This window comes from Ruegeria sp. H9 (genome assembly GCF_056532915.1).
Genome location: NZ_JBQFNX010000006.1, coordinates 32,392 through 49,103, shown reverse-complemented (window position 1 = coordinate 49,103; position 16,712 = coordinate 32,392). Strand labels below are relative to the sequence as shown.

15 protein-coding genes are annotated in these 16,712 nt (G+C 56.0%); 6 read left to right on the top strand and 9 right to left on the bottom strand.

Features of this window, described 5'->3' with window-relative positions; all coding sequences use genetic code 11:
• Window positions 1-38 precede the first annotated feature (38 nt).
• Window positions 39-710, top strand: coding sequence for a peptide-methionine (S)-S-oxide reductase MsrA (msrA, locus tag ACR0CZ_RS19045; protein ID WP_170399396.1), 672 nt, complete (start codon window positions 39-41; stop codon window positions 708-710).
• On the opposite strand, the gene ACR0CZ_RS19040 is transcribed toward msrA, so the two are convergent.
• Window positions 707-1,579, bottom strand: a complete 873-nt coding sequence (locus ACR0CZ_RS19040) for a ribokinase (protein ID WP_170466732.1) — start codon at window positions 1,577-1,579, stop codon at window positions 707-709. The genes msrA and ACR0CZ_RS19040 overlap by 4 nt on opposite strands.
• 3 nt (window positions 1,580-1,582) lie before the next feature.
• Window positions 1,583-3,838 carry an NADP-dependent malic enzyme gene (locus tag ACR0CZ_RS19035; RefSeq protein ID WP_170466734.1) on the bottom strand — a complete coding sequence of 752 codons (2,256 nt, stop codon included), beginning with the start codon at window positions 3,836-3,838 and terminating at the stop codon, window positions 1,583-1,585.
• Window positions 3,839-3,999: 161 nt separating this feature from the next.
• On the opposite strand from ACR0CZ_RS19035, the gene mutS reads away from it, so the two are divergent.
• Entirely contained in the window at window positions 4,000-6,612 is a 2,613-nt protein-coding gene (gene mutS / locus ACR0CZ_RS19030; RefSeq protein ID WP_170399519.1) for a DNA mismatch repair protein MutS, read from the top strand.
• A 31-nt stretch (window positions 6,613-6,643) separates the two neighbouring features.
• Here mutS and ACR0CZ_RS19025 read toward each other — a convergent pair whose 3' ends face one another.
• Together ACR0CZ_RS19025 and hrcA are read right to left on the bottom strand one after the other, a co-directional pair.
• A complete protein-coding gene (locus ACR0CZ_RS19025; protein ID WP_170399405.1) occupies window positions 6,644-7,207 on the bottom strand; it encodes a nucleotide exchange factor GrpE in 564 nt (187 codons plus the stop codon).
• Window positions 7,208-7,217: 10 nt separating this feature from the next.
• Entirely contained in the window at window positions 7,218-8,282 is a 1,065-nt protein-coding gene (hrcA, locus tag ACR0CZ_RS19020) for a heat-inducible transcriptional repressor HrcA (protein ID WP_170399408.1), read from the bottom strand.
• 112 nt (window positions 8,283-8,394) lie between these two features.
• Here hrcA and rph point away from each other — a divergent pair, with 112 nt between their 5' ends.
• From rph to ACR0CZ_RS19000, 4 genes are read left to right on the top strand one after another with little or no spacing between them, the layout of a single operon-like run.
• Window positions 8,395-9,108 (top strand): ribonuclease PH, encoded by a 714-nt coding sequence (gene rph / locus ACR0CZ_RS19015; protein ID WP_170399411.1) that lies wholly within the window; start codon window positions 8,395-8,397, stop codon window positions 9,106-9,108.
• Window positions 9,105-9,719, top strand: a complete 615-nt coding sequence (gene rdgB / locus ACR0CZ_RS19010; protein ID WP_170399414.1) for an RdgB/HAM1 family non-canonical purine NTP pyrophosphatase — start codon at window positions 9,105-9,107, stop codon at window positions 9,717-9,719. The genes rph and rdgB overlap by 4 nt, the downstream gene beginning before the upstream one ends.
• Window positions 9,709-10,863 (top strand): radical SAM family heme chaperone HemW, encoded by a 1,155-nt coding sequence (gene hemW, locus ACR0CZ_RS19005; RefSeq protein WP_170399417.1) that lies wholly within the window; start codon window positions 9,709-9,711, stop codon window positions 10,861-10,863. The genes rdgB and hemW overlap by 11 nt, the downstream gene beginning before the upstream one ends.
• Window positions 10,864-10,866: 3 nt before the next feature.
• Window positions 10,867-11,220 carry a YbaN family protein gene (locus tag ACR0CZ_RS19000; RefSeq protein ID WP_170399420.1) on the top strand — a complete coding sequence of 118 codons (354 nt, stop codon included), beginning with the start codon at window positions 10,867-10,869 and terminating at the stop codon, window positions 11,218-11,220.
• Here ACR0CZ_RS19000 and ACR0CZ_RS18995 read toward each other — a convergent pair.
• Genes ACR0CZ_RS18995 through mnmE form a run of 5 tightly spaced genes read right to left on the bottom strand, consistent with a single transcriptional unit; the run spans window position 11,210 to window position 16,707 of the window.
• Window positions 11,210-12,103: a ParB/RepB/Spo0J family partition protein gene (locus tag ACR0CZ_RS18995; protein WP_170399423.1), complete on the bottom strand. Its 894-nt coding sequence runs from the start codon at window positions 12,101-12,103 to the stop codon at window positions 11,210-11,212. The genes ACR0CZ_RS19000 and ACR0CZ_RS18995 overlap by 11 nt on opposite strands.
• 20 nt (window positions 12,104-12,123) lie before the next feature.
• The gene (locus ACR0CZ_RS18990; protein ID WP_170466742.1) at window positions 12,124-12,927 is read right to left on the bottom strand and encodes an AAA family ATPase; all 804 of its coding nucleotides are present in this window, start codon (window positions 12,925-12,927) and stop codon (window positions 12,124-12,126) included.
• Window positions 12,920-13,543 (bottom strand): 16S rRNA (guanine(527)-N(7))-methyltransferase RsmG, encoded by a 624-nt coding sequence (rsmG, locus tag ACR0CZ_RS18985; RefSeq protein WP_170466745.1) that lies wholly within the window; start codon window positions 13,541-13,543, stop codon window positions 12,920-12,922. The genes ACR0CZ_RS18990 and rsmG overlap by 8 nt, the downstream gene beginning before the upstream one ends.
• On the bottom strand, window positions 13,540-15,408 hold the full coding sequence (mnmG, locus tag ACR0CZ_RS18980) for a tRNA uridine-5-carboxymethylaminomethyl(34) synthesis enzyme MnmG (protein ID WP_170466748.1): 1,869 nt from the start codon (window positions 15,406-15,408) through the stop codon (window positions 13,540-13,542). The genes rsmG and mnmG overlap by 4 nt, the downstream gene beginning before the upstream one ends.
• Before the next feature lie 12 nt (window positions 15,409-15,420).
• Complete coding sequence (mnmE, locus tag ACR0CZ_RS18975) at window positions 15,421-16,707, bottom strand: tRNA uridine-5-carboxymethylaminomethyl(34) synthesis GTPase MnmE (protein WP_170399435.1); 1,287 nt, start codon at window positions 16,705-16,707, stop codon at window positions 15,421-15,423.
• Window positions 16,708-16,712 lie beyond the last annotated feature (5 nt).

Genomic DNA, 16,712 nt, shown 5'->3' with positions numbered 1-16,712 from the left:
AAATCTGCGGGCAGCTTGGTTTCGGAAGGAGACCTGCCATGACCCGGATCACTTACCTTGATTGCCTGAAACCTTCACTTCTGTTCGTGCTGATCTTGTTGGCAGCAATGCTGCGCGCCTTACCTGCTCCGGCCGCTGGCACTGAAACGCTAACAGTCGCCGGTGGCTGTTTCTGGTGCGTGGAATCCGATTTCGAGTCCGTGCCCGGCGTGATCGGCGCGGTCTCGGGCTATACCGGTGGCAAGACGGATAGTCCCACCTATGATCAGGTCTCGAAAGGCGGAACAGGGCATTACGAGGCGGTCCAGATCACCTTCGATCCCGCCCGCGTTTCCCGTGCAACCTTGCTGAACATGTTCTTCCGCTCAGTCGATCCCACGGATGCGGGTGGCCAGTTCTGCGATCGCGGCGACAGCTATCGCACAGCAATTTTCGTCTCTAACAAAGGGGAAAAGGCGCAGGCACAGCAAGCCAAGACCAGCGCACAAAACGCGCTGGGGCAGACTGTGGTCACGCCGATCCTGCAAGCCGGAACGTTTTATCCAGCCGAGGCGTATCACCAGGATTATTACAAGGGTAGCAAGCTGGTACTGACCCGCTTTGGCCCCAAGCGCCAAAAGAACGCCTATAAGGCCTACCGCGAAGCCTGCGGTCGCGATGCGCGGGTCAAACAATTGTGGGGCAACGAAGCGCCCTTTGCAGGGTCCTAGTCAAACTGCGCTTCGCGCACCTCTTTCAGATCAGGAATGACATCTGCAGTGCCGTGCCGCGTGACCATCAGGGCCGCGGCGCGGTTTGCTTGGGCAATCGCCTGCGCCATCGGCATACCCCGGTCCATTCCAGCCAACACATAGCCGGTGAATGTGTCACCTGCCCCGGTGGTATCCACAGCGTTGACCTTATGGGCCTGAAACGCTTGGGGTTGATGATCTTGCTGATAATAGCGCGCACCTTTTGAGCCAAAGGTGACGATCACATGTTCGACCGGCAGGTCTGAAGGGGCGAGACCCGTTGCATCCTGCAATTGCTCGGCCTCGACTTCGTTGAGGATCAGAAAATCCAGATACGGTAAAACCGCTTGCACTGCGTCTGCCTGAAATGGGGCGGCGGCGTAGCAGACAGTCAGCCCCATTTCGCAACCTAGTTTAGCGGCCTCAATCTGCGCATTGGTTTCGTTCTGCATCACCAGAAGATCACCTGAAACCGCCGAGGACAACGCCTGCCCAAGTTGGTCGTTCGAGATGGCATGGTTGGCGCCTTGATACAGAACGATCAGGTTTTCACCCTGCGCATCTACTGCGATGATGGCGTGACCGGTCGGCACATCCACCTCGGCAATATGCCGCGTGTCCACGCCATATTCGGTCAGCCGGTCCCGTGCCCAAAGGCCATCCGCGCCCACCGCGCCGATATGGGATACCCGCGATCCGGCTCGTGCAGACGCCACAGACATGTTGGCGCCCTTGCCACCCAGAAACCTCTGTAGCCTGCTGGCCGCCAGTGTCTCACCCGCTTCGGGCAAATGCGGCAGGGCATAGACCATATCCGCGTTGATTGAGCCAAGGTTCCAGATTGTCATGATTTACCCGATATCGCAGGAGGCCAGGATGGCCATGTTCAGAATGTCATTTGCGGTCGAGACCGTCGAACAGATCTGGATCGGCTTGTCGACGCCGGACAGGATCGGGCCGATCACGGTGGCGCCGCCCATTTCCTGCATCAGTTTGGTCGAAATCGAGGCCGAGTGTCGTGCAGGAACAATCAGGATATTGGCTGGTCCGGTCAGTCGTTGGAACGGATAGGCTTCCTGCTGATCAACATTCAGGGCGACATCAACCGTCATCTCGCCCTCGTACTCGAAATCGACGCCGCGCTCGTCCAGCACTGCCGGGGCACGGTGCATCTTCTCAGCACGTTCAGACACCGGGTAACCGAAGGTCGAGAAACTGACAAAGGCCGCCCGGGGCTCTAGCCCCATGTGGCGCGCCACGGCTGCGGCGCGCTCAGCGATATTGGCCAAATCGTTCTCATCCGGCCATTCATGCACCAAAGTGTCGCCAATCAGAACAATCCGTCCCTTGTGCAGCAACGCGGTAACCCCAGCCGCGCCATGGGCGGCATCGGCGTCAAACACATGGTTGATACGGTCCAGCACGTGCGCCGACTTGCGTGTGGCCCCGGTCACCAGACCATCCGCATGACCATGCGCCAGCATCAGAGACGAAAACACATGTCGATCCCGTGCAGCGAGTCGGTGAATATCTTTGTGATCAAAGCCCTTACGCTGCAGGCGCTGATACAGAAAATCCTTATAGGCCTCGAGATGCGCGGTGTTGGCGGCGTTCACCACATCAATTTCACGCACCGCGTCCCCAAGACCAGCGGATTCGAGCTTTTCCTTTACGTCGTCTGGCCGGCCCACAACCAAAGCCTTACCAAAGCCCGAGCGTTGGTACATAACGGCCGCGCGCAATACGCGCGGATCGTCACCCTCGGCAAAGATCATCCGGCTTTGCGCCTGACGCGCCCGCGCGTTCAAGCCGCGCAGGATACTGGCCGTCGGGTCCATGCGGGATTTCAGGCTCAGCTCATAAGCGTCCATATCGATGATCGGACGTCGCGCCGCGCCGGTATCCATACCAGCCTTGGCAACCGCAGGCGGGATACGGTGGATCAGGCGCGGATCAAAAGGCGTTGGAATGATGTAGTCGCGCCCAAAAGTCAGCGACTTGCCATAGGCCATGGCAACCTCATCCGGAACATCTTCACGTGCCAATCGCGCCAGAGCATGAGCGCAGGCTATTTTCATCTCGTCATTGATCGCACGGGCATGAATATCCAGCGCACCGCGGAACAGGTAAGGAAAACCCAGAACGTTATTCACCTGATTCGGATAATCGCTACGGCCCGTCGCGACGATCGCATCAACGCGCACCTCGTGCGCCTCTTCCGGGGTGATTTCCGGGTCAGGGTTCGCCATGGCGAAAATCACCGGATTGTCAGCCATGCTAGCGACCATGTCTTGTGTCACCGCCCCTTTGACCGATACGCCCAGAAATACATCCGCATCCTTCATGGCCTCTTCCAAAGTGCGAAGATCAGTCGTGATGGCATGGGCCGACTTCCACTGGTTCATGCCCTCGGTCCGGCCCTGATAAATCACGCCCTTGGTGTCGCAGACGATGCAATTCTCATGCCGTGCACCCATGGCCTTGAGCAGTTCGATACAGGCAATTCCTGCAGCGCCTGCCCCGTTCAGGACGATTTTTACGTCTTCGATCTTCTTGCCCGAGATGTGCAATGCGTTTAGCAGACCCGCCGCGCAGATCACTGCTGTTCCATGCTGATCATCGTGGAAGACCGGGATATCCATCTCTTCCTTCAAGCGTTGTTCGATGATGAAACATTCGGGTGCTTTGATATCTTCCAGATTGATACCGCCAAAGGTCGGACCCATCAGGCGCACAGCGCGACAGAACTCGTCCGGGTCTTCGGTATCCAGCTCGATATCGATCGAGTTCACATCAGCGAACCGCTTGAACAGGACCGATTTGCCTTCCATCACCGGTTTTGAGCCCAGTGCACCCAGATTTCCAAGGCCCAGAACGGCGGTACCGTTCGAGATCACGGCAACCAGATTGCCTTTGTTTGTATAGTCATACGCCGTCTCTGGTGCTTCAGCGATGGCTTCACAGGGAACCGCAACACCGGGGCTGTAGGCCAGCGACAGATCGCGCTGCGTGGTCATGGGTACGGTGGCCTGCACCTCCCACTTGCCGGGGGTCGGGTCTAGGTGAAAGGCCAGCGCCTCTTCTTTGGTGATCTTCGCTTTGGGCATCTTACAGGTCGTTTCCATGACTTTGGGGCTTTTGCCTCATAACGCAGGCGGGGCCGCGCCTCAACGAGAATGAGTTTTCACCTTTTACTGAAGATGCGGGATTTGTAAGGTCGCGCCCGGAACACGCCAGAAGGGGACCGAATTTGTCCACAGTCACGCCGATGATGGCGCAGTACCTTAAGATCAAAGAGGCTCATGCAGATGCCCTGCTGTTTTATCGCATGGGTGACTTCTACGAGATGTTCTTCGAGGATGCGGTGAACGCGGCTGAGGCGTTGGATATCGCGCTGACCAAGCGCGGCAAACACAATGGCGACGATATCCCGATGTGCGGCGTGCCGGTGCATTCTGCCGAGGGCTACTTGCTGACCCTGATCCGAAAAGGGTTCCGCGTCGCGGTCTGCGAGCAGATGGAAAGCCCGGCGGAAGCCAAGAAAAGAGGCTCTAAATCGGTGGTAAAGCGCGGTGTTGTGCGTCTGGTGACGCCCGGCACACTGACCGAAGATGCCCTGCTAGAGGCGCGGCGGCACAACTTTCTGGCCGCCTATGCCGAGGTTCGGGACGAAGCCGCACTGGCCTGGGCCGATATCTCAACCGGTGCGTTTCACGTGATGCCGCTGACGTCAATCCGGTTGAGCCCCGAACTCGCTCGGCTGGCCCCATCTGAGCTGATCGTGGCCGATGGGTCCGAGGAAAAGCTGCATGAAACCGTCATGGACCTTGGCGTATCGCTTACGCCTGTCGGACGCGCCAGTTTTGACAGCGCTGCAGCCGAGAAACGCATCTGCGGGTTGTTTCACGTGGGCGCTCTGGATGCATTCGGGAACTTCGGGCGCGCCGAGGTTTCGGCCATGGGCGCGCTGATCGATTATCTGGAGATCACGCAAAAGGGCAAACTGCCCCTGCTGCAAACTCCCCTGAAGGAATCCGAGGATCGCGTGGTTCAGATCGACGCCGCAACGCGACGCAATCTGGAACTGACCCGGTCGCTGTCTGGTGGGCGCGCCGGGTCGCTGCTGTCCGTGGTCGACCGAACAGTAACGCCAGGTGGCGCAAGACTTCTGGAACAGCGACTGTCCAGCCCCTCGCGTAATCTGGATGTGATCCACGCCCGGCTGGACGCGGTATCTTTCGCAGTCGAAGACAGCCTGATCGCCTCGGACCTGCGCGAAGCTTTACGCAAAACACCTGATCTGGATCGTGCCCTGTCCCGGCTTTCGCTGGACCGGGGCGGCCCGCGTGATCTGGCCGCTATCCGCAATGGATTGGAACAAGCCGCAACAATCGCCGAAACCTGTGCCTCACAGGATCTGCCTGTTCTGCTGGCCACTGCCGTCCAGAACCTTGTCGGATTTGACGATCTGTTGGCTTTGCTGGACGAAGCATTGGTTGCCGAACCACCCTTGCTGGCCCGCGATGGCGGCTTTATCGCCCCCGGGTTTGATACCGAATTGGACGAAGCGCGCACCTTGCGTGACGAAGGCCGTTCGGTCATCGCAGGTTTCCAACAGAAATACGCCGAGCATACCGGCATCACGTCACTGAAGATCAAACACAACAATGTGCTTGGCTACTTCATCGAGACCACGGCAACCCATGCCGAGAAAATGTTGAACCCGCCATTTAGCGAGACTTATATCCACCGCCAAACCACCGCCAATCAGGTGCGCTTCACCACGGTGGAGCTGTCCGAGATCGAAACAAGGATTCTGAATGCCGGAAATCTCGCGCTAGAGATCGAAAAACGGCTCTATCAAAGGCTTTCTGGGGCTGTTCTGGATCTTGCCGCCCGATTGAATCAAGCCGCGCGCGGACTGGCTGAGCTGGATTTAACCACTGCACTCGCCGATCTGGCTCGCGGCGAAAGCTGGTGCCGTCCAAAGGTCGACGGGTCACGCGCATTCGACATCAAAGGAGGCCGTCACCCGGTGGTCGAGCATGCCCTGAGGCAGCAAAGCGGCGATGCTTTCATCGCCAACGACTGCGATCTGAGCGCCGATGCAGGCGCTGCAATTTGGTTGCTCACCGGTCCCAACATGGCCGGTAAATCAACCTTCCTGCGCCAGAATGCGCTGATCGCCCTACTGGCGCAGATGGGCAGCTATGTTCCGGCGGAACAGGCGCAAATCGGATTAGTCAGTCAATTGTTCAGCCGCGTCGGAGCGTCAGACGATCTGGCGCGGGGCCGCTCGACCTTTATGGTCGAAATGGTCGAAACCGCAGCTATTCTGAATCAGGCCGACGACCGCGCGCTCGTAATCCTTGATGAGATCGGCCGAGGCACCGCGACCTACGACGGCCTTTCCATTGCCTGGGCCACACTGGAACACCTACACGCGGCAAACCAATGCCGCGCATTGTTCGCCACCCACTACCACGAATTAACTGCACTCGCTGGAAGTCTGAACGGAGTAGAAAACGCGACCGTTGCAGTCAAAGAATGGGAGGGTGAAGTCATCTTTCTGCATGAAGTACATAAAGGCGCTGCCGATCGGTCTTACGGCGTCCAGGTTGCACAATTGGCTGGCTTGCCCGCCTCGGTCGTGGACCGCGCCCGTATCGTGTTGGATCAATTAGAAAAAACCGAACGTGAAGGCGGTAAGCAGAAAGCACTGATCGACGATCTGCCCCTGTTTTCAGCTGCGCCGCCGCCTCCCCCTGCGCCAAAAACCTCGCCCGTTACTGATATGCTGGAAACCATCCTTCCAGATGAACTCAGCCCCCGCGAAGCCTTGGACTTGATCTACAAACTGAAAGAGGCGGCCAGATCCTGACCGCCTCGAACCCGGTTGACCCAGGAACTGTTCAGCTTGCGGGCGTTGACGACACCCCAACCTGCGCCGGTCGCAACAACCTGTCGTGCAGCATGAAGCCTTCTGCCGACACCTGAATGATGTCGCCGGCCTTGGTTCCGGGCACAGGGGCCTCGAACATCGCCTCATGCACATTCGGGTCGAACCTGTCCCCGACCTGAGGCGTAATCACCTCAATCCCATGCTTCTGGAACACATCCTTCAGCGCGCGCATGGTCAACTCGACACCTTCCAGCAAACCGGCGGCAACCTCTTTCTGCTCATCCGTTGCGGCCTCGAGGGCGCGTTTCATGTTGTCGTAAACCGGAAGCATGTCGCGGGCCAGTTTCGACCCTCCATACTGTTCCGCATCCCGACGCGCCTTGTCGCCACGCTTGCGCGCATTTTCGGCATCGGCCAGCGCACGCATGAACTTGTCTTTGTAATCATCGCGCTCAGCACGCAGTTGATCGACCTCAAGCGCCTCATCGCTGATCTCAGCAAAATCTTCGGCAAACTCTTCCGCCTCGGCGGACATGATGTCGTCCAGAAAATCTTCGTTCTTGGGCTCTGCCATCTCTTACCCTCTAGCTCCGGTCGGAAATCAGCTTGCCGACCAGTTGCGCCGTATAATCCACGATTGGTACGATTCGCCCGTAATTCAGACGTGTGGGTCCAATGACCCCAACCGCACCGATTATCTTACGATCAGCGTTCATATATGGAGACACCACCAAAGAGGAACCCGAAAGTGAGAAAAGTTTGTTCTCAGAGCCAATAAAAATGCGCACACCTTCGCCTTCTTCGGTCAATTCAAGGAATTCGGCGATATCGCGTTTGCGTTCAAGGTCGTCAAACAGGGTGCGGATTCGATCAAGCTCTTCTGCCTGACCCGGCTCATTTAACAGATTCGCACGCCCGCGCACGATCAGCCGGGCCGAGTCGCCGCCGTCCCCGTCCCAAGCGGCAATGCCGCTCTCGACCATCTCACGCGCCAGAACATCTATTTCCTGTTTCCGCGCGTCGATCTGTGACAGCATCTGACGGCGCACTTCGCCAAGCGTTCGACCTTCGATCAGTGCGTTCAGGAAATTTGCGGCCTCGCGCATCGAGCTTGGCGTCTGCCCAGGCGGAGGTGTAAACAGCCGGTTTTCTACCTGCCCGTCCGAAAACACCAAAACCACCAAGGCCCGGTCATGACCAAGCGAGACGAACTCGATATGCTTGATCTCGGCCTCATGCTTTGGCGTCAGAACCAGCGAAGCCCCTTGTGTCACGTGTGATAGCGCCGCGCCGACGCGATCGAGCATACCACCCACATCGCCTGCGTTAGAGCCTAGTGTTTCGTCCAGCTTCTGCCGATCATCCGCACCCAGATCGCCCATTTCTAGCAATCCGTCCACGAACATGCGCAGCCCCTGCTGTGTTGGAATTCGACCAGCGCTGACATGCGGACTGTCGAGCAAACCCAGAAATTCAAGATCCTGCATCACATTGCGTACGGTCGCAGCACTGACTTTCTCGGACAATGTGCGCGTCAGAGTCCGGCTGCCCACGGGTTCACCGCTTTCCAGATAGCTTTCGACAATCAACCGGAACACCTCACGCGACCGGTCATTCATCTCATCCAGAATTTTGCTTGCTTCGCTCATCGGCGGCCCTCTGCTGGATCGTCATTAAATCGCAGGCAAATGAAAGGTCAATCGGGCTTGCATCGTAACGCCGCAGGACGGTATCCCCAACCCAGCAGATAAAGGATTTCTCATGCGACCCTCAGGACGTGATCTAAACGAAATGCGCGCCGTTTCAATTGAAACGGGGTTCACCAAACATGCCGAAGGCTCTTGCCTGATCAAGATGGGCGACACCCATGTGCTATGCACCGCCACAATCGAGGATCGCGTGCCACCGTTCATCAAAGGCTCGGGCCTGGGCTGGGTTACCGCTGAATATGGCATGCTGCCCCGTGCGACCAATACGCGGATGCGGCGCGAGGCTGCCAGCGGCAAGCAAGGCGGACGCACCGTGGAAATCCAGCGCCTTATCGGCCGCGCCTTGCGCGCCGGTGTAGACCGGGTTGCCTTGGGAGAACGGCAGATCACTGTTGACTGCGATGTCATTCAAGCCGACGGCGGCACCCGCTGTGCCTCGATCACTGGCGGTTGGGTGGCGCTGCGTCTGGCCGTGAACAAGCTGATGAAAACAGGCGATGTGATCTCTGACCCTTTATTAGACCCTGTTGCCGCCGTTTCATGCGGAATTTATGCCGGTCAGCCCGTGCTAGATCTGGACTATCCCGAAGATAGCGAAGCTGGCGTTGACGGCAATTTCATCATGACCGGCTCGGGCAAGCTGATCGAAGTGCAGATGAGCGCCGAAGGATCCGTTTTCAGCCGCGCGCAAATGGATCAACTGATGGACCTGGCCGAGAAAGGCGTGGGTGAACTTGCTGCTGCCCAGAAAGCTGCAACCGCATGACTCGCAGGTTCGAAGGTGATCGACTGCTGGTCGCCACCCACAACAAAGGCAAGCTCGAGGAGATGGCGCATCTGCTTGAGCCCTTTGGCGTAACGGTTGTCGGCGCGGGCGAAATGAACCTGCCCGAACCGGAAGAGACCGAGGACACTTTCGTCGGTAACGCCCGGATCAAGGCCCACGCAGCTGCAAAGGCGACCGGCCTACCTGCCCTGTCGGACGATTCCGGGATCACCATCGATGCATTGGATGGCGCACCCGGTGTTTACACCGCCGATTGGGCCGAAACCGGCAATGGCCGCGATTTCCTGATGGCGATGACTCGCGCCCATAATGAGCTAGAGGCGAAAAACGCCCCCCACCCGCGTATGGCCCAGTTTCGCTGCACTCTGGTTCTGGCCTGGCCCGACGGGCATGACGAAGTTTTCGAGGGCGTCGTGCCCGGTCACCTGACTTGGCCGATCCGTGGCAAGGACGGGTTCGGCTATGACCCGATGTTTGTCCCTGAGGGGCACGACATTACCTTTGCCGAAATGGATCGCTGGGAAAAGAACAAGATCAGCCATCGCGGGCGCGCGGTGGAGATGTTCGTGAAAGGCTGCTTTGGCGGATGATTGGCGAAACGGGGGCTTTGGCCTTTATGTGCATTGGCCCTTTTGCGAGGCCAAGTGCCCCTATTGCGATTTCAACAGCCACGTTTCCAAGAATATTAATCAAAAACAATGGCTTGAGTGTTATCTCAGTGAACTGAGCCGCTCGGCCACAGAAACTCCTGACCGGGTTTTGAACACAATCTTCTTTGGCGGCGGAACTCCATCACTGATGGCCCCCGAGACCGTCGCCACCATCATCGACAAGGCCCGCGCCCTTTGGCGATCGGCCAACGATATGGAAATCACGCTTGAGGCCAATCCAGGCTCGGTCGAGGCCGGGCGGTTCGCGGCCTATCATGATGCGGGCGTGAACCGCATCTCGATGGGTGTTCAGGCCTTGAACGACGATGACCTGCGTCGTCTGGGGCGCATTCACACGGTTGCCGAGGCTCGCGCTGCCTTCGATATCGCGCGCTCTTGCTTTGACCGTGTGAGCTTTGATCTGATCTATGCCCGCCAGCATCAAACTCTGGACGCCTGGCGTGCTGAGCTGACCGAAGCCCTATCGATGGCAGTTGATCACCTGTCGCTATACCAACTGACCATTGAGGAAGGCACAGCCTTTGGTGATCGCTATGCCCTGGGCAAGCTGCGCGGTTTGCCCGAGGATGACAACGCTGCGGATATGTATCTGGCGACGCAGGAAATCTGCGAAGCGCATGGGCTGCCTGCCTATGAGATCTCAAACCACGCCCGGCCCGGAGCGGAATCACGGCATAACCTCATCTATTGGCGCTATGGTGACTACATCGGTATTGGACCCGGCGCACACGGTCGGATCACCCTGGATCGCCGGAAATTCGCGACGGAAACTCATCTTTCACCAAACAAATGGCTGACGGCTGCCTCCAATGGGCACGGCGAAAGCAATCGGTTCGAGCTTAGCCAACGTGAACAAGCCTCAGAATACCTTATGATGTGTCTACGTTTGGTCGAGGGCCTAAATATAGACAGATACACTCTGCTTGCAGGTGAAGAGCTTTCGCATGACAAACTTGATTCGCTGATCGATCTGGGCATGCTAACCCTTGATCGCAATCAATTGCGCGCCACTTCAAACGGGCGCGCCGTGCTCAACGCGGTAATCCGAGAGCTGTTGGAGTAACAGATGCAATTTCTCTGGGCCGGATTGGGGTTATTATGCGTTGCGCTTGCCATGATCGGAGTCGCTCTGCCGCTGCTGCCGACGGTGCCATTTCTTCTGTTGGCCGCGTTCTTTTTTGCTCGCTCATCGTCACGGCTGCATAACTGGTTGCTGAGCCATCGAACCTTTGGCCCTATGATCATCGATTGGCAAAGCTCTGGCGCGATCAGACCCGGTGCAAAAAAGGCGGCCACCCTTTCGGTTGCCGCCGTATTTGGCTTATCGGTTCTGCTGTCGGTTCCTTCTCACGTCCTGATCATTCAGGCCATTGTGCTCAGCGCTGTGATGCTGTTTATCTGGACCCGACCTAACGGCTGAGCTTTGCGCACAGATCATCCAACTGATCCAGGTTCTCATAAGCCAACACAACCTGCCCGGATTCAGATCCGGCCTTATGGTTGATCGTCACCTTCATCGCCAGAATCGCAGACAAATCCTTTTCAAGCGCTCGGGTGTCTGCGTCCTTCCCTGCATTCAGGTTTCTGGATTTCGGAGCCGGCTTATCCGTCCCACCTTGCTGCTTTTTCACTAATGCCTCGGTCGCACGCACCGAAAGGCCCTCACGAACCACCTGTTTCGCCAGCTCCGATGGGTTTTCTGCCGTGATTAACGCCCTTGCATGACCGGCGGATAATTTTCCTTCTATTACAAGGGATTGCACGTCCAATGGGAGTGACAAAAGACGCAGCAGATTAGCGATATGGCTTCTGCTTTTACCAAGCGCTTCGGCCAGCTTTTCTTGCGTGTGACCAAAGCGATCCATCAATTGCTTAAAGCCTGCCGCCTCTTCCACCGCGTTCAGATCTGCGCGCTGAATGTTCTCGATAATCGCGACCTCAAGCACTTCGGTGTCATCAAATTCGCGAACAATAACTGGGATATCATGCAGTTGCGCCATTTGCGCAGCACGCCAGCGCCGTTCACCCGCAACGATTTCGTATTGGCCACCATCGATGCTGCGGACAATCAGCGGCTGGATAATACCCTTTTCCTTGACCGAGGCCGCAAGCTCATCCAATTGCTCTTGCGCGAAACGGCGGCGCGGCTGATCTGGGTTCGCCTGCAGTTTTTCGATCGGTACCGTGAGATCCGGACGGCGGGGTTCAGATACAATCCGACCGTCAGCTTCTGGTGCGACATCAGCCATCAACGCAGATAGCCCGCGACCTAATCCTCGGGGTTTTCCTTTCCTGGCATTCATGTTGCCCTCCTCACGGCCACTTAAATGGCTATCTTGTTGTTCTTGTGCATAACCTCTCGGGCCAAATGCCGGTACGCCATCGCCCCAAGCGAACCCGAATCATATTGCAGCACAGGAAGCGCGTAAGATGGTGCCTCGCTGACCCGCACATTTCTGGGTATCTTGGTTTTAAATACCATCTCACCCAGATTGTCACGCGCATCCTTTTCGACCTGACGGGACAAGTTGTTGCGGTTGTCATACATCGTTAACACAACACCTTCGATTCTGAGGTCAGGATTAGCGGTCTGACGAACCTCGCGAATGGTCAACATCAATTGTGACAGCCCTTCCAGCGCAAAGAACTCACTTTGCAATGGAACAAGGACGGAATGCGCTGCTACCATTGCGTTTACGGTGAGCAGGTTCAAGGACGGCGGACAATCAATCAGCACAAAGTCCAGATTGAAGGCATCAATTGCAGTCTGTCGAAGCGCGTCATGCAGCAAATAACTGCGCTTTTCATTCGAGATCAGCTCAATATCTGCCGAGCTGAGATCTACGGTCGCCGGAACCACAAAAAGATTACCGATCTCGGTCTCCTGCACCACAGCTTCCAATGGTGCATCGTCGAGAAGAAGATCATATGTCGTCCAGTCGCGATCTTCGACCCCTAGACCCGTAGAGGCATTTCCCTGAGGATCGAGATCGACCACAAGAACCTTGCATCCGGCCTCGGCCAATCCGGCTGCGAGATTGATCGCTGTAGTGGTTTTCCCGACCCCGCCCTTTTGATTGGCAACCGCGATAATCCGAGGCCCAGCAGGACGAGACAGATCAACCACGTGCAACTCCTTTGATTTTCAGGATAACGGCTTGGGGTTCTGTTGAACTCTTAATGGGTTCAGCCTCGAATTTCCATTCTTTGCGCGCATCTTCCAGCTCTTTTTTCCAGGTTACGCCTTTTGGCAACAACGCTGTACCGTTTTTACTTAAATGCCTGTCACAAAATGACATTAGAGTGGTCAGATCAGCCAGAGCCCGAGCTGAAAGCACGTCCGCATCCAAGGGATCAATGGCTTCAATTCGACGAGAGATCACGGAACAATTGGCGCCACTCTCTCTGGTCACACTTCGAAGAAATGCGGATTTACGTTGGTCGCTTTCGACTAATGTGAAACGCGTTTCAGGTGCAAATTCAATTGCCATGATGGCGCAGACCATGCCAGGAAAGCCGCCTCCGCTGCCTAAATCCACCCAATGATCTACGCGATCTGCGTTCTGAAAAACTTGAATGGAATCTTTGATATGGCGAATCCAAATCTCTTCAAGACTATTTCTTGAAACCAGATTGATTTTTGGGTTCCATTTTTCAAGCAGAGATACATAGATCACCAGGCGTTCGAATGTTTCACGTGAAACATCCAGAGCCTCCGCAGAAACGGCGTTCTGATAACTCATGCTTTTCTGGCTTTCACATCGCGCCTGAGCTTCGCCAGGACGAGGGTTAAAGCTGCAGGCGTGACACCTTCAACCCGACTCGCCTGCGCAATATTCGCAGGCTTCGCCTGCGATAGCTTTTGCTTCATTTCATTCGACAGACCATCAAGCGCAAAATAATTGAAATCCCGAGGAATTTCATGCGCCTCATCGCGCCTCATTGCTTCGACATCCCGTTGTTGGCGCGCAATATAGTTTGCATACAACGCATCGCGCTCGACCTGACGGCGAATTTCATCGTCTGTATTCTGTAGATCGGGTTCGAGTAAAACCATGTCTTCAAACGATACTTCTGGAAAAGCAAGAACCGCCATTCCATCGCGCCGGTTTCCGTCCTGATTTATGCTGATACCAGCTTCGCGAATTTGCTTTGGCGTATATGTGGTCTCTGTCAGTTTGTTCTTTGCCTTTACAAGTTTTTCTGATTTCTCAGCAAAAACCTTGCGGCGGAGTTCACCCACACAGCCCAACTGCTCACCAATCGGGGTCAGTCTTTGATCTGCGTTGTCAGCGCGAAGTGATAGGCGAAACTCTGCACGGGATGTGAACATCCGATAAGGCTCGGCAACGCCTCGTGTTGTCAAATCGTCAATCATTACGCCAATATAGCTGTCTGAGCGTGTAAAATGTATTGGCGCACGCCCCTGTGTTTCCAGAGCTGCATTCAAACCTGCAACGAGGCCTTGCGCGGCCGCTTCCTCATATCCTGTGGTCCCATTGATCTGTCCTGCAAGATATAGACCAGGAACATCGGGCACAGACAAAGACGCAGATAGAACGCGCGGGTCAACGTAGTCGTATTCAATCGCGTATCCGGGTTGTAAGATTACCGCGTTTTCCAATCCTATGATGGATTGGACATATTCGACTTGTACATCTTCGGGCAAAGACGTTGAAATCCCGTTTGGGTACACCGTATGATCCCGCACGCCTTCCGGTTCCAGAAATATCTGGTGTGACTCCTTTTCCGCAAATCTGACGATTTTGTCTTCGATTGAAGGGCAATATCTGGGACCAACACCATCAATATGACCTCCATACATTGCTGATCGCGATAGATTTTTCTCGATTATTCCGTGCGTCTGAGCATTGGTATGAGTTATTCCACAGGCAATTTGCGGCGCTGTCACCGCTTGGGACATGAATGAAAACAGTGTTGGCTCTGCATCGCCATCCTGTCGTTCAAGTATATCCCAATTTATGGTTCGTCCGTCCAACCTCGGTGGCGTACCTGTTTTTAGTCGTGCCGTAGGCAAATCAAAGGCATCAAGGCGTTCAGCCAGCCTGATCGATGGGCGATCCCCCATGCGGCCACCTGGTTTTGAAACGTCCCCTATGTGGATCACGCCGCGCAGAAATGTACCTGACGTCAGGATAACTGTCTGTGCGGGGACCTCGGATTCATCTGCCAGTTTAACACCGGTGACGCGGTCGCCATCCATTAGGAAATCAACCACTTCCCCGGTAATCACCGACAGATTGTCTTGTTTTTGCGTTTCCCCCGCCATTGCTGCCCGATAAAGGGCTCGATCCGCCTGCGCCCTCGGCCCTTGAACGGCCGGTCCTTTTCGCCGGTTCAATAAGCGAAACTGGATACCCGCACGGTCCGCCACGCGCCCCATGACCCCGTCTAGTGCATCGATCTCGCGGACTAGATGCCCTTTGCCCAACCCACCTATTGCCGGATTGCAAGACATGACACCGATGTCCCGTTCGGAAAGAGTGACTAGTGCTGTGCTCGCACCCATCCGTGCTGCTGCATGTGCGGCTTCTGCACCTGCATGTCCGGCACCGATGACGACAACATCAAATTTCGAATGTTTCACGTGAAACACTCCCTATTTTCCCAGACAGAAACTTGCGAAGATTTCATCCAAAAGGGTCTCGACATCAATCCTGCCAACCAGAGACTCAAGCGACCGAATGGCCGTCCTTAGTTCTTCAGCAGCTATATCATACATATCTGGGCCTGATTCCAGAACAGCTTGCGCTGCGGCAAGAGAGTCAGCTGCTTTTGTCATCGCAACGCGATGGCGTTCCCGCGTTGCAATACCATGACTAGCAGTTTGGGCTATCAATACACGCGATATGTTGTCTATCAGCTGGTCAATCCCCTGCCCGGTTTTCCCTGATATGCCGCCGGCAGAAGGCCCACGTAGGTCAGATTTTGGCAGAACATGAATGTCTTCCGCCTGCCTCGGTACACCTAAGTGATCAGGGTCATCCGTCAGAAACACCCGCAAATCAGCGGCCTCTGCCCGTTTGCGCGCCAATTCAATTCCCAGGTTTTCAACGTGATCATCGGTTTGCCTCAAACCGGCCGTGTCCAGCAGCGTGACAGGCAATCCGTCCAAGTCCATACGAACTTCAATCACATCACGGGTTGTCCCGGCATATTCCGAGGTAATAGCGGCTTCCCGACCTGCCAACGCGTTCAGCAAGGTCGATTTCCCTGCGTTCGGAAGGCCAACAATGGCGACCTCAAAGCCGGTGCGAATGCGCTCGGCGATCCGAACACCTTTGGCTTCTTGGGTCAATTCGGCCATCACACCAGAGATCAACGTCCGAACCTCAGGTGATACATCTGTCGGCACCTCTTCATCAGCAAAATCAATCACGGCTTCCAACAAAGACGCCGCACGGATCAGATCACGCCGCCAACTTTCTGCCAATGTGCCCAAAGCACCAGCCAAAATCGTCTGTGCTTGTTTCCGTTGTGCTTCGGTTTCTGCATCAATCAGATCAGCAAGACCTTCGACCTGCGCCAGATCCATCTTGCCGTTTTCCAGTGCACGACGCGTGAACTCACCAGGTTCGGCCAGCCGAAGATCGTCCATATCCGAAAGAGAGGTCAGCACAGCGTTGACAGACGCCATACTTCCGTGAATCTGAAGCTCGACCACGTCTTCGCCGGTAAAGCTGGACGGGGCCTGAAACGTCAGAACCAAGCCCTCATCCAACCGCGATCCATCCGACGCGCTGAGTGTTCGTACTCTCAATCCACGCCTTGGCAGGCCCCCGCCAGACAACTCATTGGCGGAGGCATATGCCTGCGGACCAGAAAGCCTGATCACAGCCACGCCTGCTTTGCCCTGGGCGCTGGCCAGGGCGAATATCGTATCCATTGATA

Bases quoted from the DNA above. Each gene is read 5' to 3' on its own strand.
- msrA (WP_170399396.1), top strand. From the start codon at position 39: ATGACCCGGATCACTTACCTTGATTGCCTGAAACCTTCACTTCTGTTC.
- ACR0CZ_RS19040 (WP_170466732.1), bottom strand. From the start codon at position 1,579: ATGACAATCTGGAACCTTGGCTCAATCAACGCGGATATGGTCTATGCC.
- ACR0CZ_RS19035 (WP_170466734.1), bottom strand. From the start codon at position 3,838: ATGCCCAAAGCGAAGATCACCAAAGAAGAGGCGCTGGCCTTTCACCTA.
- mutS (WP_170399519.1), top strand. From the start codon at position 4,000: ATGATGGCGCAGTACCTTAAGATCAAAGAGGCTCATGCAGATGCCCTG.
- ACR0CZ_RS19025 (WP_170399405.1), bottom strand. From the start codon at position 7,207: ATGGCAGAGCCCAAGAACGAAGATTTTCTGGACGACATCATGTCCGCC.
- hrcA (WP_170399408.1), bottom strand. From the start codon at position 8,282: ATGAGCGAAGCAAGCAAAATTCTGGATGAGATGAATGACCGGTCGCGT.
- rph (WP_170399411.1), top strand. From the start codon at position 8,395: ATGCGACCCTCAGGACGTGATCTAAACGAAATGCGCGCCGTTTCAATT.
- rdgB (WP_170399414.1), top strand. From the start codon at position 9,105: ATGACTCGCAGGTTCGAAGGTGATCGACTGCTGGTCGCCACCCACAAC.
- ACR0CZ_RS19000 (WP_170399420.1), top strand. From the start codon at position 10,867: ATGCAATTTCTCTGGGCCGGATTGGGGTTATTATGCGTTGCGCTTGCC.
- ACR0CZ_RS18995 (WP_170399423.1), bottom strand. From the start codon at position 12,103: ATGAATGCCAGGAAAGGAAAACCCCGAGGATTAGGTCGCGGGCTATCT.
- rsmG (WP_170466745.1), bottom strand. From the start codon at position 13,543: ATGAGTTATCAGAACGCCGTTTCTGCGGAGGCTCTGGATGTTTCACGT.
- mnmE (WP_170399435.1), bottom strand. From the start codon at position 16,707: ATGGATACGATATTCGCCCTGGCCAGCGCCCAGGGCAAAGCAGGCGTG.